This window comes from Halorubrum depositum, from assembly GCF_007671725.1.
GTDB lineage: Archaea > Halobacteriota > Halobacteria > Halobacteriales > Haloferacaceae > Halorubrum > Halorubrum depositum.
On sequence record NZ_VCNM01000002.1, the window covers coordinates 881,779 to 906,820 of the forward strand.

General features: G+C 71.3%; 26 protein-coding genes. 9 read left to right on the forward strand and 17 right to left on the reverse strand.

All coding sequences use genetic code 11. The features are described from left to right. Window positions 1–65 precede the first annotated feature (65 nt). Both FGM06_RS11890 and FGM06_RS11895 read left to right on the forward strand, forming a co-directional pair. Window positions 66–1,271: a potassium channel family protein gene (locus FGM06_RS11890; RefSeq protein ID WP_144799452.1), complete on the forward strand. Its 1,206-nt coding sequence runs from the start codon at window positions 66–68 to the stop codon at window positions 1,269–1,271. Next, a complete protein-coding gene (locus tag FGM06_RS11895) occupies window positions 1,268–1,624 on the forward strand; it encodes a nuclear transport factor 2 family protein (RefSeq protein WP_144799453.1) in 357 nt (118 codons plus the stop codon). The genes FGM06_RS11890 and FGM06_RS11895 overlap by 4 nt, the downstream gene beginning before the upstream one ends. Before the next feature lie 13 nt (window positions 1,625–1,637). On the opposite strand, the gene mfnA is transcribed toward FGM06_RS11895, so the two are convergent. The 5 genes from mfnA to FGM06_RS11920 all read right to left on the reverse strand — a co-directional run bounded on the left by mfnA (window position 1,638) and on the right by FGM06_RS11920 (window position 7,765). Continuing rightward, the gene (gene mfnA, locus FGM06_RS11900) at window positions 1,638–2,705 is read right to left on the reverse strand and encodes a tyrosine decarboxylase MfnA (RefSeq protein WP_144799454.1); all 1,068 of its coding nucleotides are present in this window, start codon (window positions 2,703–2,705) and stop codon (window positions 1,638–1,640) included. 131 nt (window positions 2,706–2,836) lie between these two features. Next, window positions 2,837–5,212 (reverse strand): phosphoenolpyruvate synthase, encoded by a 2,376-nt coding sequence (gene ppsA, locus FGM06_RS11905; RefSeq protein WP_144799455.1) that lies wholly within the window; start codon window positions 5,210–5,212, stop codon window positions 2,837–2,839. Window positions 5,213–5,557: 345 nt separating this feature from the next. Further along, window positions 5,558–6,187: a hypothetical protein gene (locus tag FGM06_RS11910; protein WP_144799954.1), complete on the reverse strand. Its 630-nt coding sequence runs from the start codon at window positions 6,185–6,187 to the stop codon at window positions 5,558–5,560. Between the two features lie 133 nt (window positions 6,188–6,320). Further along, window positions 6,321–7,001: a hypothetical protein gene (locus FGM06_RS11915; RefSeq protein WP_241662569.1), complete on the reverse strand. Its 681-nt coding sequence runs from the start codon at window positions 6,999–7,001 to the stop codon at window positions 6,321–6,323. Then, entirely contained in the window at window positions 6,998–7,765 is a 768-nt protein-coding gene (locus FGM06_RS11920) for a nucleotide-binding protein (protein WP_144799456.1), read from the reverse strand. Before FGM06_RS11920 ends, FGM06_RS11915 begins: the two co-directional genes overlap by 4 nt. 129 nt (window positions 7,766–7,894) lie before the next feature. Between FGM06_RS11920 and FGM06_RS11925 the strand changes: the two genes are divergently transcribed. Next, window positions 7,895–9,205 carry an MBL fold metallo-hydrolase gene (locus FGM06_RS11925; protein ID WP_144799457.1) on the forward strand — a complete coding sequence of 437 codons (1,311 nt, stop codon included), beginning with the start codon at window positions 7,895–7,897 and terminating at the stop codon, window positions 9,203–9,205. Between the two features lie 15 nt (window positions 9,206–9,220). On the opposite strand, the gene FGM06_RS11930 is transcribed toward FGM06_RS11925, so the two are convergent. The 6 genes from FGM06_RS11930 to FGM06_RS11955 all read right to left on the reverse strand — a co-directional run bounded on the left by FGM06_RS11930 (window position 9,221) and on the right by FGM06_RS11955 (window position 13,996). Then, on the reverse strand, window positions 9,221–9,505 hold the full coding sequence (locus FGM06_RS11930) for a hypothetical protein (RefSeq protein ID WP_144799458.1): 285 nt from the start codon (window positions 9,503–9,505) through the stop codon (window positions 9,221–9,223). Between the two features lie 7 nt (window positions 9,506–9,512). Continuing rightward, on the reverse strand, window positions 9,513–9,785 hold the full coding sequence (locus FGM06_RS11935; protein ID WP_049906210.1) for a DUF7385 family protein: 273 nt from the start codon (window positions 9,783–9,785) through the stop codon (window positions 9,513–9,515). 101 nt (window positions 9,786–9,886) lie between these two features. Then, window positions 9,887–10,777, reverse strand: coding sequence for an endonuclease V (locus FGM06_RS11940; RefSeq protein ID WP_144799459.1), 891 nt, complete (start codon window positions 10,775–10,777; stop codon window positions 9,887–9,889). Continuing rightward, window positions 10,778–11,740, reverse strand: coding sequence for a rhomboid family intramembrane serine protease (locus FGM06_RS11945; RefSeq protein WP_144799460.1), 963 nt, complete (start codon window positions 11,738–11,740; stop codon window positions 10,778–10,780). A 487-nt stretch (window positions 11,741–12,227) separates the two neighbouring features. After that, window positions 12,228–12,932 carry a type I 3-dehydroquinate dehydratase gene (locus FGM06_RS11950; RefSeq protein WP_144799461.1) on the reverse strand — a complete coding sequence of 235 codons (705 nt, stop codon included), beginning with the start codon at window positions 12,930–12,932 and terminating at the stop codon, window positions 12,228–12,230. Window positions 12,933–13,021: 89 nt separating this feature from the next. After that, on the reverse strand, window positions 13,022–13,996 hold the full coding sequence (locus tag FGM06_RS11955) for a transcription initiation factor IIB (protein WP_144799462.1): 975 nt from the start codon (window positions 13,994–13,996) through the stop codon (window positions 13,022–13,024). Between the two features lie 286 nt (window positions 13,997–14,282). On the opposite strand from FGM06_RS11955, the gene FGM06_RS11960 reads away from it, so the two are divergent. The 3 genes from FGM06_RS11960 (at window position 14,283) to FGM06_RS11970 (ending at window position 16,146) form a co-directional block, all read left to right on the forward strand. After that, window positions 14,283–15,095 (forward strand): cobalamin-binding protein, encoded by an 813-nt coding sequence (locus FGM06_RS11960; RefSeq protein ID WP_144799463.1) that lies wholly within the window; start codon window positions 14,283–14,285, stop codon window positions 15,093–15,095. Window positions 15,096–15,173: 78 nt separating this feature from the next. After that, window positions 15,174–15,728 (forward strand): DUF84 family protein, encoded by a 555-nt coding sequence (locus tag FGM06_RS11965; RefSeq protein ID WP_144799464.1) that lies wholly within the window; start codon window positions 15,174–15,176, stop codon window positions 15,726–15,728. A 163-nt stretch (window positions 15,729–15,891) separates the two neighbouring features. Continuing rightward, window positions 15,892–16,146 carry a DUF7123 family protein gene (locus FGM06_RS11970; RefSeq protein WP_144799465.1) on the forward strand — a complete coding sequence of 85 codons (255 nt, stop codon included), beginning with the start codon at window positions 15,892–15,894 and terminating at the stop codon, window positions 16,144–16,146. Window positions 16,147–16,191: 45 nt separating this feature from the next. Here the strand turns inward: FGM06_RS11970 and FGM06_RS11975 are convergent, their stop codons facing one another. From FGM06_RS11975 to FGM06_RS11990, 4 genes are all read right to left on the reverse strand, one after another. Beyond that, window positions 16,192–16,800, reverse strand: a complete 609-nt coding sequence (locus tag FGM06_RS11975; RefSeq protein WP_144799466.1) for a winged helix-turn-helix transcriptional regulator — start codon at window positions 16,798–16,800, stop codon at window positions 16,192–16,194. Window positions 16,801–16,902: 102 nt separating this feature from the next. Beyond that, window positions 16,903–18,039, reverse strand: a complete 1,137-nt coding sequence (locus FGM06_RS11980) for an SPFH domain-containing protein (protein ID WP_144799467.1) — start codon at window positions 18,037–18,039, stop codon at window positions 16,903–16,905. An 86-nt stretch (window positions 18,040–18,125) separates the two neighbouring features. Next, complete coding sequence (locus FGM06_RS11985) at window positions 18,126–18,566, reverse strand: SRPBCC family protein (protein WP_144799468.1); 441 nt, start codon at window positions 18,564–18,566, stop codon at window positions 18,126–18,128. A 31-nt stretch (window positions 18,567–18,597) separates the two neighbouring features. After that, window positions 18,598–20,601, reverse strand: a complete 2,004-nt coding sequence (locus FGM06_RS11990) for a bacterio-opsin activator domain-containing protein (RefSeq protein WP_144799469.1) — start codon at window positions 20,599–20,601, stop codon at window positions 18,598–18,600. A gap of 120 nt (window positions 20,602–20,721) precedes the next feature. On the opposite strand from FGM06_RS11990, the gene FGM06_RS11995 reads away from it, so the two are divergent. Both FGM06_RS11995 and FGM06_RS12000 read left to right on the forward strand, forming a co-directional pair. Next, entirely contained in the window at window positions 20,722–21,765 is a 1,044-nt protein-coding gene (locus tag FGM06_RS11995; protein ID WP_144799470.1) for a beta-carotene 15,15'-dioxygenase, Brp/Blh family, read from the forward strand. 124 nt (window positions 21,766–21,889) lie between these two features. After that, complete coding sequence (locus FGM06_RS12000; protein WP_144799471.1) at window positions 21,890–22,642, forward strand: protein sorting system archaetidylserine synthase; 753 nt, start codon at window positions 21,890–21,892, stop codon at window positions 22,640–22,642. A 100-nt stretch (window positions 22,643–22,742) separates the two neighbouring features. Here the strand turns inward: FGM06_RS12000 and psmB are convergent, their stop codons facing one another. Together psmB and FGM06_RS16070 are read right to left on the reverse strand one after the other, a co-directional pair. Beyond that, window positions 22,743–23,474 (reverse strand): archaeal proteasome endopeptidase complex subunit beta, encoded by a 732-nt coding sequence (gene psmB, locus FGM06_RS12005; RefSeq protein WP_144799472.1) that lies wholly within the window; start codon window positions 23,472–23,474, stop codon window positions 22,743–22,745. Between the two features lie 243 nt (window positions 23,475–23,717). Beyond that, window positions 23,718–23,891 (reverse strand): hypothetical protein, encoded by a 174-nt coding sequence (locus tag FGM06_RS16070; protein WP_186311011.1) that lies wholly within the window; start codon window positions 23,889–23,891, stop codon window positions 23,718–23,720. Between the two features lie 339 nt (window positions 23,892–24,230). Between FGM06_RS16070 and FGM06_RS12010 the strand changes: the two genes are divergently transcribed. After that, window positions 24,231–24,965 (forward strand): uracil-DNA glycosylase family protein, encoded by a 735-nt coding sequence (locus FGM06_RS12010; RefSeq protein WP_144799473.1) that lies wholly within the window; start codon window positions 24,231–24,233, stop codon window positions 24,963–24,965. Window positions 24,966–25,042 lie beyond the last annotated feature (77 nt).

A 25,042-nucleotide genomic window follows, 5' to 3' on the forward strand; every position in this document is an offset into this window, starting at 1 on the left:
CCGCTCCGAATCGGCGAGAACGGCCCGCAACAAGCCTTTTACTCGGCGCCGGAGAGGGTGTTCGCATGGGACGATTCGACCGGCGGGAGTCGCCGCTGTCGGTCACGTACGAGCCGACGAGCGTGAAGGACCTGCTCGTGGAGATGAAAGACACCGCGGAGCTGCTGATCGACCTGTCGTACTCGGCGGTGCTCCACGGGAGCCCGACGATCGCCGAGGAGGTCGTCGAGCTGGAACACCGAATGGACGTCCTCCAGATGCGCGCGCGGATGAGCCTCATGCTCGCGGCCCGGAGCCCCGACGAGGCCGAGACGCTCGCCCCGGTGCTCGGCGTGATCGGCGCGGCCGACAAGATCTCCGACGCCGCGGGCGACATCGCGAAGATCGTCACCGAGGAGATCGGGCTCCCCGACGCGATGCGCGGCGCGCTCACCGGGGGCGTCGAGACGCTCGTCCGCGGCGCCGTCGCGCCGGACTCCGGCTACGCCGGTCGCACGCTCAAGGACATCGACCTGGAGTCGAAGACGGGGGTCCGCGTCATCGCGATCCGGCGCGACGACGACTGGATCCTCAACCCCGGGCCGAAGACGCGGCTCGAGGCCGGCGACGTGGCGCTCCTTCGCGGCCCGGAGACGGGCGTCGCCGAGGCGTATCCCGAGCTGGCGGGCGAGCCGTTCGAGCCGGAGGAGCCGGTCGAGCCCGCGATCGACGACTTGGAGCGCGCGGTCGACTCCATCGTGCTGATGAAGAACCTCTCCGAGCTCGCAGTCGACCTGGCGTACGGCTCGATCCTGTTCAACAACGAGGAGCTCGCGGAGGAGGTGTCCAACCTCGAGATCGAGGTCGACGCGCTCCAGTCACGGTTCGAGGCGTGGACGCTCCGCGCCGCGCGGGAGGCCGACGACCCCGTCTCGCTCCGCGGGCTGATCCACCTCGGCGTCGCCACCGAGGAGATATCGGACGCCGCCTTGGAGATCACCGAGGGCGTCGCGCGCGACCTCGGCGTCCACCCGGTCGTGGAGATGGCGGTCCAGGAGTCCGACGAGATCATCACGCGGACCGTGATCCGGGAGGGGAGCGACCTGGCGGGCGCGAGCGTCGAGAACGGGATCCCGACGACCGACGTCTCCACGAGCGTGATCGCGATCCGCCGCCCCGACGAGGGGTGGCTGATCGGGCACGACATCGACACCGTCCTGCGCCCCGGCGACGCCGTCATCTCGAAGGGAACCCGCACCTCCGCCGAGGAGTTCGAGGCGCTCGCGTCGTGACCGCCTCGTCGGCCGCGGACCCCGAGGGCCTCGCCCGCGCCTACTACGAGGCGCTCGACGCCGGCGACTACGAGCGGCTTCGAGAGCTGCTCGCCCCCGATTTCGTCCAGCGGCGCCCGGACCGCACCTTCGAGGGCCGCGACCGCTTCGTGGCGTTCATGCGCGACGAGCGGCCGATGACGGACACGACCCACGCCGTCGACGCGGTGTACCCGGCGGGCCCCGGCGTCGCGGTCCGCGGGCGGCTGCTGGACGCCGACGGCGACGAGGTGTTCGCGTTCGTCGACGTCTTCGACGTCGCTGACGGGCGGCTGGCGGCACTGGAGACGTACGCCGCCGACGGGGCGGAGTAATCCGGCTCCGGCCTCACTCCCGTATCCGGTCGACGTCCGCGACGAACGCCCGGAGCGCCTCGCGCGTCACGTGCGGCATGCAGACGACGCGGAGCTCGCCCGCGGCCGTCCGCGACACCTTCCAGCCGGCCTCCCGGAGCGCGTCGAACTCGGCCTCGGGGAGCGCCGCGGCGACGAGCGGGAGCGTTGGCTCGACCACGTCGTAGCCGCGCTCGGCGAGGGCGTCGGCGAGCCACGCGGCGTTCCCGGTCGCCCGCTCGGTCGCCTCGCGGTAGCCGTCGGGCCACAGCGCCTCCACCGCGGCGACCGCGCCGGCGACGCCCGCGCCGCTCCGCGTGCCCGTCAGGGTCGCCTGCGACCGCGTCTCCAGGTACGGCGTGTCGACCGCGAGCGCGTCGAGCGCGGCCGGCTCGCGGGCGAGGAGCCCGCCGGCGGGAACGGGCGCCCGTCCGAACTTGTGGGGGTCGATCGTCAGCGTGTCGACCGGGGCGTCGCCGAACGACCACGCGCGGTCCGTGAACGGGAGGAGGAACCCGCCCCACGCGGCGTCGACGTGCATCAGCGCGCCGGCGTCGTGGGCGATCTCGGTCAGCGCCGGGATCGGGTCGACGCGCCCGTACTCCGTGCTGCCGGCGACGCCGACGACCAGGGCGGTGGCGTCGTCGACGGCGGCGGCGGCCGCGTCGATCCGGGCCCGGTAGTCGCCGTCGACGGGGAGCGTCCGGAGCCCGACGTCGAGCAGCTCCGCGGCCTTGTGAAACGAGAAGTGGCCGCTCTCGGGGACGACGACGTTGACGTCGCTCGCGTCGTGGCGGTTCCGGGCGGACCGGAGCGCCTGCACGTTCGCCTCGGTCCCGCCGGATGTGACGTAGCCGGCCGCGTCGGTCGGCGACGGGTGGTCCGCGAGGGTCGCGAGCAGCTCGACCGCGCGCTCCTCCAGCGACGCGACCGCCTCGTAGGTGGCCGGGTCGCCGGGGTTCGTCGCGAGGTAGCGCTCGGCCGCCGCCCGGGCCGCGGGGTGCGGTTCGGTACACATCGAGGAGAGCACCCGGTCGAACGACTGCGGCTCGAGCCCCTGCATTCGACGGAACGTCGCCGCGGAGGGTCTTACCCGTTCCGCTCTCGGGTCTCGCGGCCGCCCGACGGCGGACCGCGGTCCGATGCCGCCGGACGGGGAGATCGCGGCCCGCGACCGCCGGAGGACCGGCCGCGTCAGCGCACCGAGTCGAGGAGGAGCCGCTGTTCGGTCCGCTTCACCTCGTGTTGTACGTCGCGGACGGCGTCGATGTTCGCGGAGATGGAGGAGACGCCCTCCTCGACGAGGAAGTCGACCATCTCCGACTTGGAGCCGGCCTGCCCGCAGATGCTCGTGTCGACGCCGAGCTCGCGGCACGTCTCGATCGTGTCGCCGATCAGCTGGAGCACCGCGGGGTGGAGCTCGTCGAACCGGCCGGCGACGTGCTCGTTGTTGCGGTCGACCGCCAGCGTGTACTGCGTGAGGTCGTTGGTGCCGAAGGAGGCGAAGTCGATCCCGGCGTTCGCCAGCTCCTCGATCTGCAGCGCGCTCGCGGGCGTCTCGATCATCACGCCCCAGCGGTGCGTCTCGGGGTCGATGCCGGCGTCGCGCATGTGGCCCGTGATCGCTTCGACGTCGGCCGCGTCGTTGACGAGAGGGAACATCACCTCAAGGTTGTCGTACCCCATGTCGAAGAGCCGCGCGAACGCCGCGAGCTCCTGCCGGAACGGGTCGGGCTTGTCGAGGCTGCGCCGGATCCCGCGCCAGCCGAGCATCGGGTTGTGCTCGTTCGGCTCGCCCTCGCCGCCCTCCAGCTCGCGGAACTCGTCGGTGGGCGCGTCGATGGTGCGCACGCGGACCGGCCGCGGGTAGAACTCGTCGGCGACGCGGCGAACGCCCTCGATCAGCTCGTCCTGATACGCGCGGGCGCCGTGGTCGGCGATGTACTTCTCGGGCGTCTTCCCGAGCGAGAGCACCATGTGCTCGATCCGGAGGAGCCCGACCCCGTCGGCGCCCGTCGCGGCCGCGCGCTCGGCCGCCTCGGGGATCGAGACGTTCACCTTCACCTCCGTCGCCGTCATCGGCTTCACCGGCGTCTCGGGGCGGGCCGCCTCCACGGGCTCGAACTCCTCGCCGGACTCGGCCTCGGCGTCGGCCCCGGCGCGCACGGTCCCCTTGTCCCCGTCGAGGGTGACCTGCTGGCCGTCCTCGAGCAGCCGCGTCCCGTTCCCGGTGCCGACGACGGCCGGGACGCCGAGCTCGCGGGAGATGATCGCGGCGTGGCTCGTCATCCCGCCCTCGTCGGTGACGATCCCCGCGGCGCGTTTCATCGCCGGGACCATGTCCGGCATCGTCATCTCCGTGACCATCACGTCGCCCTCCTGGACCTGGTCGAGGTGGTCGAGCTTGTGGACGATCCGGACCGCCCCGGAGACGACCCCCGGACTGGCGCCGAGCCCGTCGACGAGGACGTCCTCGTCCGACCCGGCGGTTCCGCCGTTGGCCGCGCCGGGCTGGCCAGACGCCGCGTCCCCGGCGGTGGACTTTCTCGGTGTCTCGCCGCCGGTTCCGCCCGCATCCGCGTCGCCCTCGTCGCCCTCGTCGCCCTCGTCGCCCGCGTCCTCCTGAATCGTCGTGATCGGGCGCGACTGGAGCATGTAGATCTCGCCCTCGCGGATCGCCCACTCGACGTCTTGAGGGGTCCCGTAGTGGTCCTCGACGCGCTCGCCGAGCGCGACCAGCTCCTCGATCTCCGCGTCGGAGAGGACCCGCGCGGTGCGGCGCTCCTCGTCGACGTCGAGCTGGACGGTCTCGCCCGTCTCGTCGTCTTTCACCATCTCCACCTTCTTGTCCGCGACAGTGACATTTTCGACGGCGCCGCGTTCGCGGTCGTACACGTAGTTGTCGGGCGAGACCGTGCCGGAGACGACCGCCTCGCCGAGCCCCCACGCGGCCTCGATGGTGATCTGCGGATCACCGGTCGAGGGGTGGCTGGTGAACATCACGCCGGACTTCTCGGCGTCGACCATCCGCTGGACGACGACCGCGATGTCGACGTCGGCGTGCGGGAACCCGCGTTGCTGGCGGTAGTAGATCGCCCGCTGGGTGAACAGCGACGCCCAACACTCCTTCACCCGGCGCAGCAGGTCGTCCTCGCGGACGTTGAGGAACGTCTCCTGCTGGCCGGCGAACGAAGAGTCCGGGAGGTCCTCGGCCGTCGCGGAGGAGCGCACGGCGACGAACGCCTCGTCGTCCCCGTCGCCCATCGAGCGGTACCGTTCCAGGATCTCCTCGCGGACCTCCTCGGGGAACGGCGTCTCCAGGATCAGCTCTTCGGCGCGCTCCTCGGCCGCGCGGAGCGCGGCGGAGTCCTCGGGGTCGACGTCGACGGCCGAGAACAGCTCCTCGTCGATCCCCGCCTCCTCGATGAAGGTCCGGTACGTGCCCGCGGTGACGGCGAATCCCGGGGGAACCGGGAGTCCGGCACCGATGAGTTCACCGAGCGAAGCGGCCTTCCCGCCGACGGTCCCGACGTCGTCGGCGTCGACGTCCTCCAGCCAGAGTACTGCCATTCGTGTACCCGGAGGATCCGCGAGCCGACCTATGAAGCTTCCGGCCGAAGAAACGGTGAATAAAAGATTACTCAGTCGCGAGTTACGGGCGGGCCGAGGGGCGCGGCCGGAACCGGACGTCGCAGTCGCTTAATGGATCAAACGCGGGAAGCGGGTCGCAGAGCGCGCCGAAGAGTCGGTCGCAGAGCGCGAACGTGGGGAGAGGGCCGAAGCAGTCAGGGAACGACGAACCGTCTGTCGGTTCGTACCCCGTCATTCATTCCCGTCTATCCTATACTTACCTCCCAACAGGGGAATCAGCCCCAGTAACGTGTTACAGGTGTTGTAACACCACTCTCCGGACGGTCAGTCGTCGACGAGCCGCTCGCGCTCCGCGCGGAGGAGCCGCTCCCAGACGCCGAACAGCCGGCTGTTCAGGCCGTATCGGTCGTTCACCCGGCGGACCCACGCGTCGTCGGCGAACAGGAGGCGTTGGAACCGACGGACGCGCGGCGAGAGCGACGCCCGGTCGCCGGCGTAGTAGGACAGCGACTCCTCGCGGGTCCGCTCAACGAGGGCGGACGGGACGTCGACCCCGTCGGCCGCGGCGGCGTGGACGAACCACTCCAGATGTAACAGCGCGTCGGCGAGGAGAAAGCGGTCGCGGAACCCCGAGACGCGAGCGAGCGCCGGCCGGCCGTCGATCGTCACGTCCCGAGGGCGGGAGAACCGCGGGGCGGTCACCGTCACGCCGGCGGCTCCCGCGACCGCGGCGGCGACGCGTCGGAGGCGCCAGTCGCCGTACCGCACCGGCGCGAGGAGCGCGAGCTCGTACCACGTCGGCAGCCACTCGCAGTAGGGCTCGGAGAAGGCGCCGTCGGCGAGCAGCGTCGCCGCGACCGACCGCGCCTCGGCGGGCGACAGCGTCGCGTGGTCGGTCCGGAGCCGGTCGACGACCCGCGTGCCGTCGATCGCGTCGACACCGGCGAGCCCCATGCCGTCGGCGACGTGCCGGGTGTACGCGCGGCTCGCCGCGTACCAGTCCGCGAAGTCGGCGGGGCCCGTCAGCCGGAGGAGTCGGAGGACCGTGATGCCTCGGCTACGTCCGCGGCCGACAAAACCGCTCCGCTCAACGCTCTGGAGTACGACCGAGTTCGGCCTCACCGGCGTCGGCGTCGCCGGAGTCGTCCGAGAGCGTCGCGTCGAGCCCCCACTCGTCGGCGCGCTCGGCCGCCTCCTCCCGCGCCTGCTCGCGTATCGCCTCGATCCGGTCGTCGTCCGCGAGGAACGCCGCGACGGCGTCGGCGTCGTCCGCCTCCGGGTCGGTCAGCCGCTCGTCGGGCGCCCGCTCGCGGGTGCGGTCGGCGAGCGACGGGTCGTCCGCGAGTTCCGTCGCCGCCGCGCCCGGCGCGACGCGGAGCGCGTCCGTCTCGTGGGCCGCGTCGAGTCCGCCGTCGTCGACCGCGTACAGCTCGACGCGGTACGGGCCGGGCACCGCGAGCTCGGCGAGCGCGTCGGGGCCGCCGCTGTCGCTCACCGTGTTGTACGCGAGCACGGGAACCCCGTCCGCGAAGGTGAGGACGCCGCGCGCGTCCCCCTCCAACAGGAGCGTCTCCTGCGGGACGAGCGTCGCGTAGCCGGTCAGCTCGCGGTCCAGCGCCCGCGAGAGCGTCGTGGCCACGTCGGAGACGACCCGCGATCGGAGGAGGGTCCCGCGGGGGATCCGGAGCTCCGGCGCGTCGCTCGATTCCCCCCTCCCGTCTCCCCTCGGTTCCGCCGACTCTCCCGTCCCGTCTGCGGAACCCGTCATGGCGTGTCCGGCACGACCGCGCTCCGGAACCGGTCGGCGACCGCGTCGCCGTCGCCGTCGCGCACGTCGAGCCGGGCCGCCGCCCGTCGGTAGCCGGCCGCCGCGTCGCTCTCCGGCGCGTGCGCGAGGAGGGGTTCGCCGGCTCGACGCGCCGCCCTGACCACGTCGCTGTCGGGGACGCGTGCGAGCACCGGCCCGCCGAAGTGGCGCTCGGCCTGCTCGGCCACGTCCGCGGCATCGTCCCGGACCTTGTTGAACAGGACGCCCGCCGTCTCGGTGCCGTACGAGCGGGCGTACTCCTGTACCTTCAGCCCGTCAGAGAGCGCGGGGATCGTCGGTTCGACGACGACGACGACCCGATCCGCGAGGACGACGGGGAGGACCGCCGACTTGGAGCCGAGCGCGGCCGGCGAGTCGAGCAGGAGCACGTCGGTGTCGCTCGCGAGCTCGGCGACGACGTCCCGGAGCCGTCCCGGCTCGGCTGCCTCGAACCCCGCGAGCGACGTGCCGCAGGGGACGACCGAGAGCCCGAACCGGTCGTACGTCGCCTCCGCGACGTCGGTCGCGGTCCCCTCGACGAGTAAGTCGTGGAGGGTGACCGCCGCGTCGTCGAGCCCGGCGTGAAAGAGGAGGTTCGCCATCCCCGTGTCGGCGTCGACGACGGTGACGTCGTGCTCGTCGGCCAACGCCATCCCGAGCGCGAGCGTGCTCGTCGTCTTGCCCGTGCCGCCCTTCCCGCTGGCGACCGCGAACGCCTCGACCATGCGCACACCTGTCCGGTCGCTCGGCTAAAGCCTGTCCATCGCGAATCCCACCCATCGCGGGCGTGAGGGAGCGCGGCTACGGCCGACTCCACCGCACAGCGTTTTGCCGTTCGGCGCCAAACGGCGACCATGCCGACCGTCATCGACGCCGACGCGTTCCGCGACCGGATCGACGAACGCCGCCGCGGCGAGCGGTCCTTCGCCCTCGTCGACACGCGGCCGGACGAGAGCTACGAGAGCTGGCGGATCGCCGACTCGGTCCACTACTTCTACAAGCCGTTTCACGAGTTCGACGCCGACGACTTCGCGGCCGAGACCGGGGTCGGCCCCGACGACGCCGTCGTCACGGTCTGCGCGAAGGGGAAGGCCTCGCTCGACTTCGCCGAGGAGCTCGAAGCGGCGGGGTACGACGACGTGACGGTCGTCGCGGACGGGATGCGCGGCTGGTCGGGCGTGTACGACCGGACGGCAGTTCCGCTTCCCGATGCCGGAGACGACCCCCTCGACGTCGTCCAGATCCAGCGGCGCGCGAAGGGGTGTCTGGGGTATCTCGTGGTGGGCGGGCGCTCGGCCGAGGAGAAGGCCGCTTCCGACGGCTCCGACCGCGTCGCCGTCGCCGATCCCGATGGCTCCGACCGCGTCGCCATCGCCGTCGACGTCTCCCGTCACGGCGACGAGTGGCGGGAGGCGGCCGCCGAGCGCGGCGCGTCGATCGCGGCGGTCCTCGACACGCACGTCCACGCCGACCACCTCTCCGGCGGTCGGGACCTCGCCGACGATATCGGCGTCCCCTACTACCTCCCGGCGGCGGCCGCAGAGCGCGACGTGGCGTACGACTTCGAGCCGCTCGGGCGCAACGAGACGCTTGACGTCGGCGGCGCCGACGTGAAGGCGCTCGCGACCCCCGGCCACACCTCTGACATGGCGAGCTACCTCGTCGGTCGGTCGGCGGTGCTCACCGGCGACGCGCTGTTCACCGACAGCGTCGGCCGGACGGAGCTACAGTTCGGGGACGCCGACGATAGCGCGAAAGAGACGCCGGACGGTTCCGCGGACGCGGCGGACGCGACGCACGGCGCGACACAGCTGTACGACTCGCTCCACGGGACGCTGCTCGCGGAGCCCGACGACGTCGTCGTCTGCCCGGGCCACTTCGCGGTCGGGAACGACGGAACGACCGGTGACGTCGTGCCCGGCGAGCCGGTGACGACGACGGTGGGCGCGGTGCGCCGAAAGCTGGAGGTGCTCGGACTCGACCGCGAGGCGTTCGTGGAGCGGATCACGGCGACGCTGCCTGAGAAGCCGCCGAACTACGAGTCCGTCATCGCGGCGAACCGCGGGGTCGAGTCGCCGCCGGACGAGACCGCGGCGATCGAGTTAGAGCTCGGACCGAACCGGTGTGCGGCGGACGCGGGCGGGGAGTCGACGGCGGACGACTAAACCACCGGTTATCGGTCACCCGCCGTCCGGCCGGTTCGCGATCCGGGCCGCGAGCTCCCGCGCGGCGTCGACGTGATCGTCGGCCTCCGGGTCGCCGGTCCCGTCGACTTCCGCGAGCAGCGTCCGGATCTCCGCGGCTCGTCGGACGACGGTCGCGTCGTCGACCTCGCCGTCGGCGATCTCCGCGGCCAGCGCCTGGGCCTCGCCGAGTCGCCAGCCGGCCTCGCGCTCCATCGGGCGCTCCTCGGTGGCCGCGAGGTGGTCGCGTAACGCCGCGACCGGATCGGACTCGTCGCTCACGGTCGCGTCACTCGTCGTGGATGAAGACGAGCCGCTTCGTCTCTGTGTTACACAGACAGAGGTCGATCCCGTCCCTGGTGGCGCCGATCTGCTGCCAGCCGTGGTCGCTGACGAACAGCGTCTGGAACACGCCGCGGTCGCAGTCCGGGTTCGGGCACCCGACGCCGGCGGCGTTCTTGTAAACGGTCGTCCCCCCGCCGGAGCTCTGACGCACCAGCCCGTCGCGCAGCGAGCGGAACTCCTCGGCAGACATCGGTCCGTCCGTGTCTTCGTCTCCCATGTCTTCGCGTTCGCGGGCCACAATATATAAACCGGCGGTCCGTGACAGTCCGTGCCAGGATCGAGCGGCGATGGATCGGAAGAGCCGGGCGAATTCGCGAGTCAGTCCTCCCCGCGCTTCACGGCGTCCGCGTACGCGTCCGCGAGCCGAGTCGGCTCGGGGAGCTTGTACCCCGCGCACAGCGCGTCGACCAGCTCGACGGTCGTCTCGGCCGAGACTCGGTGTCCGGGGCTCACGTACAGGGGATTCACGCGGCGGCTGTTCGGGTACTGCCGCGACTGGAAGGCGTGGCCGATGACCAGGGACTCACCGGGGTCCGCCGTCTCGATCGAGTCGTCGGCGCGGATCGGCGTCCGCCACCCCTCGGGTCGCTCGTCGGTCGGATCGTCGGGCTCGCCGCACAGCAGGCTCTTCGCGACGCCGACGCTCGGGACGTCGAGCAGGACGCCGACGTGGGTCGCGATGCCGGCCTCCCGGAAGTGGATCCGGCCGGAGCCGTCACAGACCAACAGGTCCGGCTCGGCCTCCAGTGCGTCGAGCGCGGCCAGCATCGGCTCCCCCTCGCGGAACGCGAGGAGGCCCGGAACGTACGGGATCGAGAGCGGCGTGGTCGCGCTCGCGTACTCGATCACGACCCCGTCGCGGACCGCGACCGCAGCGGAGACCGCCCTGTCCTCGCCGTCGTCGGGGGTCAGGAACGCCTGATCGACGCCGACCACGACCGGTGCGTCGGGGTCGCCGACGTCTCGGTGCGTACCCGGGAGCGTCTCTTGGTGCGCGTCCGGGAGCCCGTCGGTCAGATCCGCGGGGTCGTCGATCGCCACCGCGGCCGGGTCGAGGCCGTGATCGTCCGCGAACGTCGCCGTCGCGGCCAGCTCGCGCTGGAGCGACTCCATCTCGGCTCGAGAGAGGACGGGATCCGGGAGGAACTCCGGGCGCGCGACGGCCCCCGGGTCGACCGGGGGCGACCGCACCGAATCCGGCGGCGACATTTAATAGCGCCCGCCCGGTCCGCCCGGTCCGCCCGGACCGCGCGGGCCGCGCACGCCACCCATCTGCATCCCGCCGGGACCGCCCGCGGACCGCGCGAGGCTCTCGTTGCGCTTCCCGAACGCGAGCCCGATCGCGAAGCCGATCAGGTGCGCGAGGTGGGCGATGCCGCCGACGCCGCCCGTCCCGGTCTGGATCACGAGCACCGCCGAGATCAGCGCGATCCCCCACGTGAGGTACTTGATCTTCATCGGGATGACGAAGAACAGCAGCACCTGCATGTTCGGCCGCCAGACGGTGAGCACGCCGAGGATCGCGAAGCCGGCGCCGCTGGCCCCGAGCACGCCCGTCGTCGGCGCGTTCGTCGCGACCGCGAACAGGACGTGGCCGAGGCCGGCGAGGATCCCCGCGCCGAAGAAGAACGCGACGAACTTCTTCGATCCGACCGCGCGTTCGACGAGGGGACCGAAGAACAGGATCACGATGCTGTTGCCGATGATGTGGAACAGCTGGAGTCGAGAGTGCGAGAGCACGGAGGTGAACCAGGTCCAGACGTTGCCGATCGCGTCCGACCGGAGGACGAAGATCTGGCTGTGGGCGGCCTCGCCGAGCGTGAGCGTCACGGCCCACTGCGCGAGGAACGTGACCCACATCGCCGCCAGCAGGGCGTACGTCGCGTTGCCGCGGACGTAGCTCACGAGCCCGCCCGTGCTCGTCTCGCGGTCGATGCGGCGCTTGACGCGGTCCGCGACGCCCGCGGACTCGCCGCCGGAGGCGCCCGATCCGCCCGCCTCGACGCTCTCGTCGAAGCCGCTGTCGAACACGCCGCCGGGGTCGTTCCACTGCGAGAGCCCCGGGCAGTCGTGGTTCTCCGGCAGACGGTGCTCGGCGCAGAACGTCTGGCCGCACCGCTTACACTGGTACGGGAGGTTCTCGTACTCCCCACAGACGTCGCACGTCGCCATTACCGCCCCTTACGTGGGCGCTCCTAAAGCGGTTTGGCTCTCTGACTCGGTATGTGGGATAGCAGTTGATGGGTACGGTGATATATTATAAGTGCAGAACGGAGTTCGATCGGGTAGCGCCGACGTAGCACCGGCTGTTCGCGTATAATTCGGAATTTACGCGGCGAACACTCGCAAAGCCCCAGCCGCTCGGCCGAATGAGATCGGTGACTCGACGCTGAACACCTCCAAAGCCCCAGCCGCGAGGACGGCGCACGCTCGCTGCGCTCCTCGTCACTCGCTGGGCTCGTTCCTGCGGTGCTTGCGTCGCCTGCCCCGTCCTCGCGGCTGCCCCTTTGAATTCCGCCCGACCGCAACCGCCCCGCACCTCACGCCTCCCCAGCCTCGTCGCTGACGCCGCCGGCGCCAGCGACTCCCTCGCGCGGGCGGTTCGCGCCGCTTCGCGGCGCTCACCGGCGCACGCCACCGCGGTCTATTTATAAATAGCTCACCCGTCCGTCTCGCCCTCCCGCAGCCCGTCGACGAGCCGGCGGAGCGTCGCGAGCGGGTACTGCCCGGGCGCGGTCGCGTTCGCGGGGTCGACGGGCGCATAGCCGATCTTCGAGCCGTAGAGGGGGGTGACGGCGCGGGTGTGGCGCCCGGGCTCGCCCATGCACATCGTCGCGACGCGGTGGCCGGCCGCGGTCGCCTCGTGGGTCGCTTCGAGCATCGCGAGCGCGTCCCGAGGGGCGGTCGCGGTCGTCGCCAGCTTCCCCACGTCGCCCTCGCTCACCGCGTCGGCGAGCAGGTCGACGAGCGCGGCGGGCTCGGGCGTCGACTCGAAGTCGTGGACCGAGACGACGACGCTGACGTCCTCCTCGCGGGCCGTGTCGCGGAGCGCGATCGCGTGTGCCTGCTCGCCCTCGGGCGCGTTCCCGCGGAGGGCGGCGAGCTCGACGTCGACCGCGGCGACCGCGTCGTGTCCGAGCGCGGTCGAGAGCGCGTCGTACCGACCCAAGTCCTCGGCCTCGCCGCCCTCCCACGACGCGCGGTTCGTGACGAGGAGCGGGAGCTCCCCGTCGTAGGCGTCGAGCTGGGCGAGCGGGGCGTCCGCGAGGTCCATCCGGAACTCCGCGGCGTCGGCGTGCTCGCGCGCGCGCGGCTCCTCCGAGAGGTCGGCCGTGCTCGCGGTCAGGACGAACTCCTCGAACATACCCGGGGGTTCCGGGGGCGGGGACTTATGTGTGTGCGTCCGTGGCGAAGCGGGTCACGCAGATCCCGCGAGTAAAAAGGCGGCGCGGCTCAGGCGACGAGGCCGTCCTCGGCCTCTAACAGCTCGTGGTACCGGTTCCGGATGGTGACCTCGCTGATGTCGGCGACCTCCGAGACGGCGGCCTGCGTCGTCTTCTCGTTGGTGAGGAGCGCGGCGGCGTAGACGGCGGCCGCGGCGAGGCCCACGGGCGACTTACCCGAGTGGACGCCCTTCTCCTTGGCGTTGCGCAGGAGGCTCTTCGCGCGCATCTCGGACTCCTCGGAGAGCTCCAGGTCGGAGGCGAACCGGGGGACGTACTGCTCGGGGTCCGCCGGCTTCACTTCCAGCTTGAGCTCGCGGACGACGTAGCGGTACGTCCGGGCGATCTCGGCCTTCTCGACGCGAGAGACGTCGGCGATCTCGTCGAGCGAGCGCGGGACGCCGGCCATCCGCGCGGCGGCGTACACGCAGGAGGTGGAGACGCCCTCGATGGAGCGGCCGGGGAGGAGGTCCTCGTCGAGCGCGCGGCGGTAGATGACGGAGGCGGTCTCGCGGACGTTGTCCGGGAGCCCCTGCGCGCTGGCCATGCGGTCGATCTCGCCGAGCGCCTGCTTCAGGTTGCGCTCCTTGGAGTCGCGGGTGCGGAACCGCTCGTTCCACTTGCGGAGCCGCTGCATCTTCTGGCGCTGGCGCGCGCCGAGCGACCGGCCGTACGCGTCCTTGTCGCGCCAGTCGATGTTCGTCGAGAGCCCCTTGTCGTGCATCGTGTTGGTCGTCGGGGCGCCGACGCGGCTCTTCTCGTCCTTCTCGCGGGAGTCGAAGGCGCGCCACTCCGGCCCGCGGTCGACCGAGTCGGCCTCGACGACGAGCCCGCAGTCGGCGCAGACGCTCTCGCCGTGCTCCTCGTCGTTGATGACGTTCCCGTCGCACTCCGGACAGCTGAGCGTCTCGTCGGTTCGTTCCGATTCCTCCTCGTCGGTCTCCGTTCGGGAGCGACTCCCCCGCGTGTGTAATCGTTCACTCATGGCTAAACCCCCTCTCGGTAACTGAACACGGTCCGAGAGCGATCTTACCCGATAGACGGCGGAACCGAACTTAAAACGACCGGAACGTGTCGCCGGAAACCCGACGAAAGGACACGATCTATCACGGGTTTTCGGCGAGTGACACGATCCCCGAACCGAGCCGGCTCAACCCGACCCGGACCAACTCGGTTCGACCCAACCCGACACGGCCCGACTGCCGCCCGGACGACCGCCGACCCTCCACCGACCGAAACGCTTGGGCCGCCGGCGTCCGGAGAGCGAATCGATGACCGCTCCCCGCGTCGTCTCGCTGGCTCCGAGCGCGACCGCGACGGTGACCGCCCTGGGCGCCGCCGAGACCCTCGTCGGCGTCACCGCCCACTGCGACCCGCCGGCCGACGCCGGATCGGTGCACTCCGAGTCGGCGTACGCCGAACCGGCGCGCGACGGCGAGATCCCGGCGACCGTCGGCGGCTGGCTCAACCCGGACCTCGACCGCGTCGCCGACCTGGACCCGGACGTCGTTCTCACGAGCGACGGCCTCCAAGACGACCTCGCCGAGGACTGCCGCGAGCGCGGGTTCGACGTCCGGCATCGCGAGCCCGCCACCCTCGACGAGGCGGTCGAGACGTTCGTCGCCCGCGGCGCCGACGTGGATCGACCGGAGGCAGGGGAGCGGCTCGCCGAGGAGTCCCGCGAGCGGCTCGACCGGGTCGCCGAGGCGGTGGCGGACCGCCCGCGCCCGACGGTCTACTGCGAGGAGTGGTCGGACCCGCCGATGGCCGCCGGCAACTGGGTGCCCGACGCCGTGCGCGCCGCCGGCGGTCGCTACCCCTTCGTCGACCCCGGCGAGCGCTCCCGCGAGGTCGACCCCGCGAGCGTCGAGGCGGCCGACCCCGACCACCTGGTCGTTCACGTCTGCGGGCGCGGCGACCGGGTCGATCCCGCGACCGTCGCGGAGCGCAACTGGGCGGTGGACGCCCCCGTCCACGTGATCGACGACTCCCTCCTGAACCAGCCGAGCCCGGCGCTGATCGACGGCGTCGAGCGACTGGCCGGGCTGTTCCACCCGGAGGCGTTCCCGAGGTCGACTCGGTAGCCGTCCCCGGAGTCAGCCCCGTAGCCGCCCCCGGAACCGACCCGACGCCTATTCGTACCCCGTCGCCCAACCGCCGGTATGCGAGTCGGCGTCGGCAGCGGTAACCCGGTGAAGCGGCGCGCGGTCGAACGGGTCCTGGAGTCGTCGCGGGGGCGCGACCTCGCCGACGACCTCGCGGGCGATCCGACGACCGTCGCGGTCGAGTCGGTCCCCGTCCCGTCGGGCGTGAGCGAACAACCCACCGGCCACGCCGAAACCGTCGCGGGCGCGGAGAACCGCGCCGCGGCGGTCCTCGACGCGGGCGCGTACGACCTCGGCGTCGGCATCGAGGGGGGCGTCGCGCGGTTCGACGGCGCCGACGAACTGTTCCTCGTCATGTGGGCGGCGGTCTCGGACGGATCACGGGCGGGCCGCGGGGGCGGGCCGAGCGTCGCGCTCCCGGCCGACGTCGCCGCGCGGATCGACGACGGCGCGGAGCTCGGCCCGGTGATGGACGACGTCCTCGACACGACGGGCGTCGCGAGGCGCGGGGGCGCTGCAGGGGCGCTCACGGCCGGTCGCGTTGACCGCGCCGACGCGCTGGCGACGGCGGTAGCCGGAGCGCTCGGCCCGTTCGTCTCCGACTTGTACTGAGTCGGCGGCGGTCGATCGAACCGAACGGCGCGGTTCGGTGTTCGTACCGAAACCGGAGACTGGTCCGGTACTCGCCGGGGGTATTCGACGGAGAATCGCACGACTGCAGCGTGTTAACCGAGTCTACCAACCCGCTTATGAGCGGACGTCGCCTGTATCGGATATGAGCACGGTCCAATCGGACGCGGTCGTCGTCGAGCCCGCCGGCCTCTCCGCGAAGCAGGCGCGGATTCTGGGGTACCTGCGCGAGAACGCCGGCGACCGGACGTACTTCAAGTCGCGGCTGATCGCCGACGACCTCGACCTCTCCGCGAAGGAGGTCGGCGCGAACATGAGCGCCGTCGCCGACGCGGCCGCCGACATCGACGTCGAGAAGTGGGGGTACTCCTCCGGCACGACGTGGATGGTCACGGAGTAGCGGCGAGGGGGGTCGGGAAACGGCGTCGTCGGCTGGGCTCGTCGACTACGGGTCGTAGGCGACGAGCTCGGCGGCGTCGTCGGCGAACGCGACCGCCTCGGCGTCGAACGAGTCGGCGTACCGGACCACGAGCGTGAGCAGCCGCTCGGGCTCGGTCAGCGCGTAGCCGTCGGTCCGGTCGAGCAGCCCGGCGTCGTCGAGCGCGGCGGCCGCGGCGCTGATCGTCGGTCGAGAGACGCCGAGATCGGCCGCGAGCTCCGCCCCCGTCGCGTTCGGGTCGCGCAACAGCGCGAGGATCATCCCGCGGGGCGTGTCGCGGCGGAGGTAGCCGAGCGCGCGCTTGTCGAGCTCGTCGAACCGGCCCGCCGGGAAGTACCGGCGGTAGTCGGCGTCCTTCGCCGACTCGATCTCGCCCGCCTCCTCCAGCTTCCGGAGGTGGTACTGCGCCTCGCCGGTCCCGAGACGGAGGTCGTCGCGGAGCTTCGAGAAGTGGGCGCCGGGGGTCGTCGGCACGTAGCCGCGGATCGCCTCGCGGGTCTCGTTGGGGTCGTCCTCCCCGTCGGCGCTCGCGGTTCCGACGAACGGCGCGGCGGCTCCGATGGCGGCGAACCGTCGGAGCGTCTCGCGCTTCCGTCCGTCGAACCCATCAGTCACGCGAGAGGATAGTCGACCCCGAGACAAAAGCACTTCGTTCGGGGCGGAATCGGCGGATCCGGTCGTTCTACCGGTTCCGCGACCGGTTCCGTCGCGGCCCGATCAGGTCTCTCGCTCGACCTCTTCGTCGACCGGTTCCTCGTCCATTTCCTGAATGACCTCGTCCGCGGACTTGATGTCGCCCCCGGCGCCGCCCGCCTTGACCGCCTCGGCCTCCTTCTCCAGCTCCTCGACGTCCATCTCGGCGGACTCCTCGATCTGGCCGAGGATCTCGTCGATGTCGTCGAGCCCGAGCATCTTCCGGGTGTTGTCGTCGAACTCCTTCCCCTCTAACCCCTCCATCTCTTGGACGTCGGAGCCGGAGAGCGCCTTGCCGTAGCGGCCGACGAGGCTGGTAAGCTCCTGCGGGAGGACGAAGGTGGTGGACTCGCCCTTGCCGATCTCTTCGAGGGTCTCCATGCCGCGCTCGATGATGGCGCGCTCGCCCATCGATTCGGCGGAGCGCGCGCGGAGGACCGTCGAGATCGCGTCCCCCTGCGCCTCGAGGATCTGGCTCTGCTTTTCCCCCTGCGCGCGGATAATGTTCGACTGCTTGTCCCCCTCCGCCTGCTCGACCGCGGAGCGGCGTTCCCCCTGCGCTTCCAGGATCATCGCGCGCCGGCGGCGCTCGGCGGAGGTCTGCTGCTCCATCGCCTGCTGGACGTCCTTCGAGGGGTTGACTTCGCGGACCTCGACGCTCTCGACGCGGATTCCCCACTCGTCGGTCGGCTCGTCCAGCTCTTTGCGGATCTTCGCGTTGATCTCCTGGCGCTTGTTCAGCGTGTCGTCGAGCTCCATGTCGCCGAGGACGGCGCGGAGCGTGGTCTGCGCTAAATTCGAGACCGCCTTCTTGTAGTCGTCGACCTCTAAGAAGGCCTTCTTGGCGTCCATCACCTTGATGTAGACGACCGCGTCCGCCGTCACCGGCGAGTTGTCCCGCGTGATCGCCTCTTGGCGGGGCACGTCGAGCGTCTGCGTCCGCATGTCGAACGCGTACGTCCGCGAGACGAACGGCGGGATCAGGTTGATTCCCGGCTCCAGCAGCTTCCGGTACTCGCCGAACACCGTGAGCGTCTTCTTCTCGTAGGCGTCGACGATCTCGAACGACTGCCAGAGCGTGACGACCACCAGCAACAGGAAGAGCAGGCCGACGCTCACGAGGCCGAAGCCGAAACCGAGTTGGAGGGAGATCGGGTCCATGCCCCGAAGTTAGGCCATCTCGTTCTTAATACTTCGCCCGCGTGAGGGTTCGTTCCGTCGATTCCGGCGCGAGTCGCCGTCGCGGGTCACCCCTCGTCCGCCTCGAACCGCTCCGCGACGGCGTCGAGCGTCGCTCGGACCTGTCGCTCGTTGAACCGACGGACGACCGGCTCGCCGAGGGCGGTCAGCGCGTTCTCCGGGAGATCGTACTCCGCCGCGTACGTCAGCCTCGTCCCGCCGTCCGCCGGCTCGACGGTCAGATCGATCGTCCCCGTCAGCCGACCGCGGAGCTCGAAGGTCATCCGCTCGTTCGGCTCGTGGACCGTCTGAACGATCTCCCCGTCGATCCCGATCCCGGCCATTCGATAGGTGTACGCCAGCCGCTTCCCGCCGTTCGGCAGCCGCTCGACGTCTCTGACGTCCTCCAGCCGGGGCGTGACGGCGGCGTGGTTGCGCGGGTCGTCGAGGAAGTCGAAGACGGACGCCGCGTCGGCGTCGACCGCGGTCGAGTCGCGTGCCGTGAACATGAGTCGTTGTCAGAGCGTCTCGATCGTCGCCTCAGTTCCGCGACCGCGGGTCGACGTACGCCTCGACGAGCTTGCGCTCGGCCGCCCGGAGGTGCTGGTGGAACGTCTGTCGCGTGATCCCCATCCGCTCGGCGATCTCGGAGCCGTCGACCGGGCGGGGCCACTCGAAGTAGCCGTTCAGCTCGGCCGTCTTCAGCGCCGACCGCTGGCGGTCGGTGAGCCGGTCGTCCACGGCGGACGCGAACTCGGTCAGGCTCCGATCCCGGCTCTCGCGCTCGACGCGGGATCGGAGCTCGACGCCGTCGTACTCCGCGCGGAACACGTCGAGCATCGCCCTGACGTCCTGCTCGGGCGGCGCCTCGATCGTCAGGCTCGCGCTCGTCGCGTCCGCGGTCGCCTCGACGACGACGCCGCCGAACTCCGAGAGCCGCGTCAGCGGCGGCGACTCCGTGGCGGTCACGGCGACGGTGACGTCGTCGTCCGTCTCGGAGACCAGTCGGACCGCCTCGACGAACGGGAGCGCCTCGACGGCGCTCACGTCCTCCGTCGGGTCCGTCACTCTGAGGTACAGCTCGCAGGCGTCGTCGTCGAGTCGGGTGGTTCCGAGGTGCTCGATCGGCCCGCCGAGCGCGTCGGCGACCCGCGAGAGCGAGAACGATCGGTCCCCGATGGCGACCTGCAGTTCCACGACGCGGTCCGTCGTGAGGATGCGGGTCGTCTCCACCGAGTGGAGCCCGTTGGCGATCATCTTCCCGACCGACTCGCACACCTTCCGCTCGCGCCGGTCGAGGGCGTTCCCCTCGCTGCTGTAGATGCCGAGCAGACCGTACCGGCGGTGGCCGTACGTGATCGGGACGACGAGGAGCCGCGGGGCGCCGACCGCGCTCGGGGCGAGCCCGTCGTCCGAGTCGCCCCCGGCGGCCCCCCCGTGAACCTCCTCGGTCTCGATCGCCTGCCGGACCTCGCGGGGCGTCTCGTCGAGGGAGAACGACGCGCCCGCCTCGACCGGGACCCCGCTCGCCGCGGTCACGTCCAGCCGCCCCGTCGCCGACGAGACCTCGGCGATCCAGCCGCCCATGTACCCCGGCTCGTCGGCGATCTCCTCGCAGACGCGCTCGGCGATCATCTCCGAGTCCCGGCTCTCGACGAGTATCCGGCTGATCTCGCTGAGCAGTCCGTTCACCCGCCCGAGGACTCGGTCGAGGGCCTGTCGCTCGGTCGCGAGCTTCTCCGCGCGCTCCTCCGCGAGCCGCTCCGCCCGCTTGCGGTCGGTGACGTCGTTCTGGAACCCGACGTAGTGGGCCAGGTCGCCGTCGGCGTCGTACACCGGGGCGACCGTGAGCTCGTTCCAGAAGGGCGTCCCGTCCCGGCGGTAGTTCCGGATCTCGACCGTGATCTGCTCTTCGTCCGAGATCGCCGTCGAGAGGCGGTCGACCGTCTCGGGGTCCGTCCCGGGGCCCTGCAGGAAGCGCGGGTTTCGACCGAGGGCCTCCTCGACCGGGTATCCGGTGTGGTCCTCCCACGCGTCGTTGGCGTACACGAGCGGGTAATCCGGCAGTTCGGGGTCGCTGAGGCTGACGCCGACGGGCGCCTCGCGCACGGCTCGGCTGACCTCCTCCGTGCTGGGCTCGTGTCCAGAGACGTCCTGTTTGGCGCCCGGCGCCCCCTCGGCGGAACAGACTGTCGAGACGTCGGTCACCAGCCGGTCGATCGACGCGGAGCCGTTCTTGTGGAGGAACTCGTCGACGCCGCTCTCGAAGGCGGCCTCCAACACCTCCTCGTCCTCCTCCTCGGAGAACATCACGACCGGAACCCGCGCGTCGGACTCCTCTAACGCCTCCGCCAGCGCGAGGCCGTCGTCCCCCGGCAGGGAGTACTCGCTCACGATGCAGTCGTACTCGCCGGTGGTCACCTTCGCGACCGCGGACGTGGCGTTGTTGACCGTCGTCACGTCGAACCCGGCGGCGCCGAGCGCCGACGTGATGCGGTCGCTCCCCTCCTCCGGATGGACCAACAGCGCCCGAGAACCCGGCATGACATTCCCTTGGTCGTCCGACGGATTAAGCGTTGATACCGGCGAACCGCCTTCGGGGAGTCGTGGAAATCGACATAGTATGGGTGAGCACACAACGATCGGGCGCCCGTACGTTCACGCATGTCGACGGGATCCGTGAGCCACGCCGATGGTCGTCGTCTCGAACGGCCCGAGCGAATCGCCGTGAACGCCTCGCGCGCGGCGCTGTTGCTTCTCACCGTCGCGTTCGCCGGCGCGTACGCGGCCGGCACCGAACCGAGCCTCCGGACGCAGATGCTCGCCTACCTCGTCGGGATGGTCGCGCTGAACCTCCCGCACGGCGGCTACGAGCACTTCTCGAACCTCAGGCGGCGCGGGCTCCCCTTCGGCGCGCGATACGTCGGGCTCTACCTCGCGTTCGTCGTCGGCTTCGTGGGGCTGTTCGTCGTCGCCCCGCTGCCGGCGCTCGCGCTCGCGTTCGGCACGGCGGTCGCGAAGGGGGGGCACGGCGACCTCCACGTGATGGACGCGCTCGTCGGCACCGACCACCTCGCCTCGCGGCCGCAGCGCGCGCTCGCCGCGCTCGTCCGCGGCGGCGCCGTGATGATCGTCCCGGCGGTCGCGTGGACGGAGACGTTCTACGGGTTCACCGGCTACATGCTGAACGTGTTCGACGGGCAGCTCGTCGGGCCGGCGGCGACGTCGCCGGAGGCGGTCACGACGGCGCTCGGCGCGGTGTACGGCCTCGGCGTCCTCCTCCACCTCGGCGGGGGGCTCGCGACGGGCGGCGGCGTCACGCGGTCGTGGCTGCTCGACGCCGCCGAGACGCTGCTGCTCGTCGCCTACTTCGCCCTCGTGCCCGTCGTGATCGCCATCGGGCTCTACTTCCCGCTGTGGTACTCGCTGCGGCAGTCCGCCCGGAGCATGGTCGTCGAGGAGGCGCGGCCGAGTCGGACCGAAGGCGTCTCCGTCGTGACGGCGTGGGGCGTGCTCGTGGTCGGCGCGCTCGTGACAGCCGCGGTCGGGGCGTCGCTGTGGCTGGTCGCACCCAACCCGCTGGCCGGCGGCTCGCTGCTGCCGGGGGCGGTCGCCTTCTACACGATCTTCGTCTGCATCATCGCGCTGCCGCACGTCGTCGTCGGCGAGTGGCTCGACTTCGGGCGGGGGATCTGGTACATCCCCTGAGATCGCGTCCGCGCCGGTCTCGGGGCCGCGCTCCGACGCCTCTGAGACCGCGCCGCCGAACCTCCGCTGGCCGGCCGCACGCCAGATAACAAGCACTAAAACCCGTCTCGTCGACCGATCCGGTATGCGTTTCCGGTTCGTCGGGCGGCTCGGGCTCGCGGACGCGGTGACGGTGGCGAACGCGGCCGTCGGCTTCCTCGCCGTCGTCGCGGCGACCGTCGACCTCGAGCTCGCGGCCCGCCTGGTGCTGCTCGCCGCGGTCGCTGACGGGCTCGACGGGGTGGTCGCGAGACACCGCGGTTCGACCGACGCCGGGCCCTACCTCGACTCGCTGGCCGACGTGGCCTCGTTCGGCGTCGCGCCCGCGGCCCTCGTCGCGGTCGCCGTCCTCGACGCGGCGTCGTTCGCGAGCGCGCCCGTCTTCGTCTCCGTCGGCGTCGGCGCCGGCGCCCTGTTCGTCGCGACGGCGGTCGCCCGGCTCGGGCTGTACACGGCGTACGACAGCGACGCCCGCGAGACGGTGGGCGTGCCGACCACGCTGGCGGCGACGATCCTCGCGGCCGCGGTGATCGCCGGCTACACCGAACCCGGCATTCTGATCGCCGGGACCGCCGCGTTCGCGGTGCTCATGGGGACGACGGTCACGTACCCGGACCTCCACGCGCAGGACGCGCTCGTGATGGGCGTCGTGCAGGCCGCCGTCATCCTCACCCCCGTCGGACACGTGGCCACCGCCGCCCTCCCGGCGTGGATCGGCGAGGGGTTCGCGTTCGCGCTGCTCTTTTTAGCGTGCGGCTACCTCCTCCTCGGCCCGCGGTTCTACTGGGGCGACGGGATCCGGTCGCCCCCCGAGGACGCCGGGGAGCGGGGCGTCTGATCCGCGACGGCGAGGGAAAGCGCGCCGAACCGGTGGTTGGACGGAGCGAGTCGAGAACGAAACGAAAAGCGAGTCGTCGAGGCGGCCGCGACGGAGCCGCTTACAGCAGCTCGTCGAACTCCTTGTGCCGGGTGATGTCGACGCCGTCCTCGGTGACGACGGCGACGTTGATCCCGTTGCCGGACGCGAGGTCGCGCTCGACGGCGGACTGGATCGCCTTGGCGGCGATGGTCTTCGCCTCGTCGACGGTGACCTCGTCGTGGTACTCCTGCTCGAGCACACCGAGCGCGTACTGGGAGCCGGAGCCGGTGACGGTGTACTCCTCCTCGGTGGTGCCGCCGAGGGCGTCGATGGAGTAGATGTGGGCGCCCTCGTCGTCGACGCCGCCGAGGATCGGCTGGACGATGAAGAACGCGCCCGTCCGGAGGAGGTTCCCGGTGAGCGTCGACAGCGCCTCCATCGACATGTCCTTGCCGCGTCGGGTCTCGTAGAGGCTCGTCTCGGCCTTGAGCGTGGAGATGAGATTCTGGGCGGCGGAGACGGAGCCGGCGATCGTCAGGGCGCCGCGGGGGTGGATCTCCTCGACCTTCTGGACGTCCTTCGAGGAGACCATGCCGCCGAGCGAGGCGCGCATGTCGGTCGCCATCACGACGCCGTCCGCGGTCCTGATGCCGACGGTCGTCGTGCCGGTCTTCATCTCGCCCTCGCCGTCGGCCTGCGCCGCGCGGCGCTCGCTGTGTTCGAACTCGCCGAGCTCGGGTCCGAAGACGGGCTGGTCGCGGCCCAGCTCGTCGGCCGTCCCGTCGGAGAGGTCGCCAGTCGGTGTTCGCATTACGCCTCCGTTGGCCCGGCGCGCTGATAAAGGCAACCCTTCGGGGACCGCCCGCCGGTTCCGACGGGCCTATTCGTCGCGGGCCGTCGCGGCCCGCGAGTCGTCGTCGCGTCGGTCGATCGTCTCGACGAGGCCGCCGCTCCGTGAGACGCGACTGGCGGCGGCGGAACGAGGGAGCAAAACGGGGTCGCGGCGGCGCTATCGCAGTCGTTCGACGGCGTCGACGGACGGGTGGGGTCGAGCTTACTCCTCGACGCGCTCGTACACCTCGCCGGTGGTCTCGACGAGCCGGCCGATGGGGACGTTGATGCCGAGGCGCGTGCGAGCGAAGACGGCCACCGGGAACAGCGAGATACCGATCGCGACGGTCGCCTGGTGGATGCCGAAGATGGCCGCCGAGCGGATGCGGTCGAACATGGGTCTTCGGACGACCGGAACGGAGGAGTATATAAATACTTTCCGGGGCTCGCTCGCCGTCTACCCCGACGCAGTCGTGCGTTTTCGCATTGTAGATTAACAATTATGAAATATAATCGGCGGACTGTCACGATCGGGATATCCACGGCGGTGTGAACCCCGCTCGTTTCCGTAAGTTACGCGTAACTAACGCGCCTCGTGCGCCTCGCATCCGGGGGTCGCGACGACCACTCGCAACCGCGGTCGGGACGCGCAGGCGAGGCCCGCCCGGCCGCAGACCGGACGGCGTCCGCCCGCAGACCGAACGGGATTTATCCGGGGCGTCGCGTACGGAGAGGCGTGCAGAACGTTACGGATCGGACGCGGAATCCATTCGGGATGCGGCCGGACTGTCGGTCGTTCGTCCCGGGCTACGGCGACGCCAACGCCGACTTCCACGTCGTCGGCGACCACCCCGGCGTCCACGGCGGCGTCGCGACCGGCGTCCCGTTCACCGGCGAGCCGTGGTCGGCGGCGTTCCTCTCGGCGCTGACCGGGGGGGGACTGCTCGCGGGGCTCGCCGAGGGCGCGGCGCCGGACGGAACGAGTGAGACAGATGGGGCCGCGGCGTCGGCGAACCGCGAGATCGCGGCGAACGGCGGCCGGCCGGACGGAGACGCGGAGTCCGAACCGGTCCGCACCGAGCGCACGTACTTCTCGTACCTCCACATGTGCGTGCCCGACGGCGAGCCGACGGCGGCGTCGTACGACGACATGGAGCGGTTCTTCGACGCGGAGCTCCGCGCGATCGCCGCGCACGTCCTTCTCCCGGTCGGCGCCCGGGCGACCGAGCACGTCCTCGAGCAGTACACGGCGCGGGCGTGGAAGACCGAGGTCGACATGGACGCCCTCCACGGCGAGGAGCTCCTCGGGTCCGGGTGGCTCGTCCTCCCGATCAAGGACCCGACCGAGTGGGAGGGCGACGACGCCGACCGGCTCGTCGACGGACTCCGCGAACTGCGGTCGACGGACTTCCGCCGCGAAAGCGACCTCGGACGCTTCATCGCGGGGAGCGACCCGTACCTCGTTCGGTGAGCGAGCCTCGTCGTCTCCGGTGAGCCGATCGGATCGCGCGTCGACATCCGGCCGGATGCGCGTGCGGTTTCGACCCT

Coding starts and splice junctions, on each gene's coding strand:
- FGM06_RS11955 (WP_144799462.1), bottom strand. CDS start 13,996: ATGAGTGAACGATTACACACGCGGGGGAGTCGCTCCCGAACGGAGACC.
- FGM06_RS11910 (WP_144799954.1), bottom strand. CDS start 6,187: ATGGGGCTCGCCGGTGTCGACGCGATCGACGGCACGCGGGTCGTCGAC.
- FGM06_RS11965 (WP_144799464.1), top strand. CDS start 15,174: ATGCGAGTCGGCGTCGGCAGCGGTAACCCGGTGAAGCGGCGCGCGGTC.
- psmB (WP_144799472.1), bottom strand. CDS start 23,474: ATGCGAACACCGACTGGCGACCTCTCCGACGGGACGGCCGACGAGCTG.
- FGM06_RS11915 (WP_241662569.1), bottom strand. CDS start 7,001: ATGACGGGTTCCGCAGACGGGACGGGAGAGTCGGCGGAACCGAGGGGA.
- FGM06_RS16070 (WP_186311011.1), bottom strand. CDS start 23,891: ATGTTCGACCGCATCCGCTCGGCGGCCATCTTCGGCATCCACCAGGCG.
- FGM06_RS11945 (WP_144799460.1), bottom strand. CDS start 11,740: ATGGCGACGTGCGACGTCTGTGGGGAGTACGAGAACCTCCCGTACCAG.
- FGM06_RS11935 (WP_049906210.1), bottom strand. CDS start 9,785: ATGGGAGACGAAGACACGGACGGACCGATGTCTGCCGAGGAGTTCCGC.
- FGM06_RS11950 (WP_144799461.1), bottom strand. CDS start 12,932: ATGTTCGAGGAGTTCGTCCTGACCGCGAGCACGGCCGACCTCTCGGAG.
- FGM06_RS11990 (WP_144799469.1), bottom strand. CDS start 20,601: ATGCCGGGTTCTCGGGCGCTGTTGGTCCATCCGGAGGAGGGGAGCGAC.
- mfnA (WP_144799454.1), bottom strand. CDS start 2,705: ATGCAGGGGCTCGAGCCGCAGTCGTTCGACCGGGTGCTCTCCTCGATG.
- FGM06_RS11970 (WP_144799465.1), top strand. CDS start 15,892: ATGAGCACGGTCCAATCGGACGCGGTCGTCGTCGAGCCCGCCGGCCTC.
- ppsA (WP_144799455.1), bottom strand. CDS start 5,212: ATGGCAGTACTCTGGCTGGAGGACGTCGACGCCGACGACGTCGGGACC.
- FGM06_RS11980 (WP_144799467.1), bottom strand. CDS start 18,039: ATGGACCCGATCTCCCTCCAACTCGGTTTCGGCTTCGGCCTCGTGAGC.
- FGM06_RS12000 (WP_144799471.1), top strand. CDS start 21,890: ATGCGTTTCCGGTTCGTCGGGCGGCTCGGGCTCGCGGACGCGGTGACG.
- FGM06_RS11960 (WP_144799463.1), top strand. CDS start 14,283: ATGACCGCTCCCCGCGTCGTCTCGCTGGCTCCGAGCGCGACCGCGACG.
- FGM06_RS11890 (WP_144799452.1), top strand. CDS start 66: ATGGGACGATTCGACCGGCGGGAGTCGCCGCTGTCGGTCACGTACGAG.
- FGM06_RS11995 (WP_144799470.1), top strand. CDS start 20,722: ATGTCGACGGGATCCGTGAGCCACGCCGATGGTCGTCGTCTCGAACGG.
- FGM06_RS11925 (WP_144799457.1), top strand. CDS start 7,895: ATGCCGACCGTCATCGACGCCGACGCGTTCCGCGACCGGATCGACGAA.
- FGM06_RS11920 (WP_144799456.1), bottom strand. CDS start 7,765: ATGGTCGAGGCGTTCGCGGTCGCCAGCGGGAAGGGCGGCACGGGCAAG.
- FGM06_RS11940 (WP_144799459.1), bottom strand. CDS start 10,777: ATGTCGCCGCCGGATTCGGTGCGGTCGCCCCCGGTCGACCCGGGGGCC.
- FGM06_RS11985 (WP_144799468.1), bottom strand. CDS start 18,566: ATGTTCACGGCACGCGACTCGACCGCGGTCGACGCCGACGCGGCGTCC.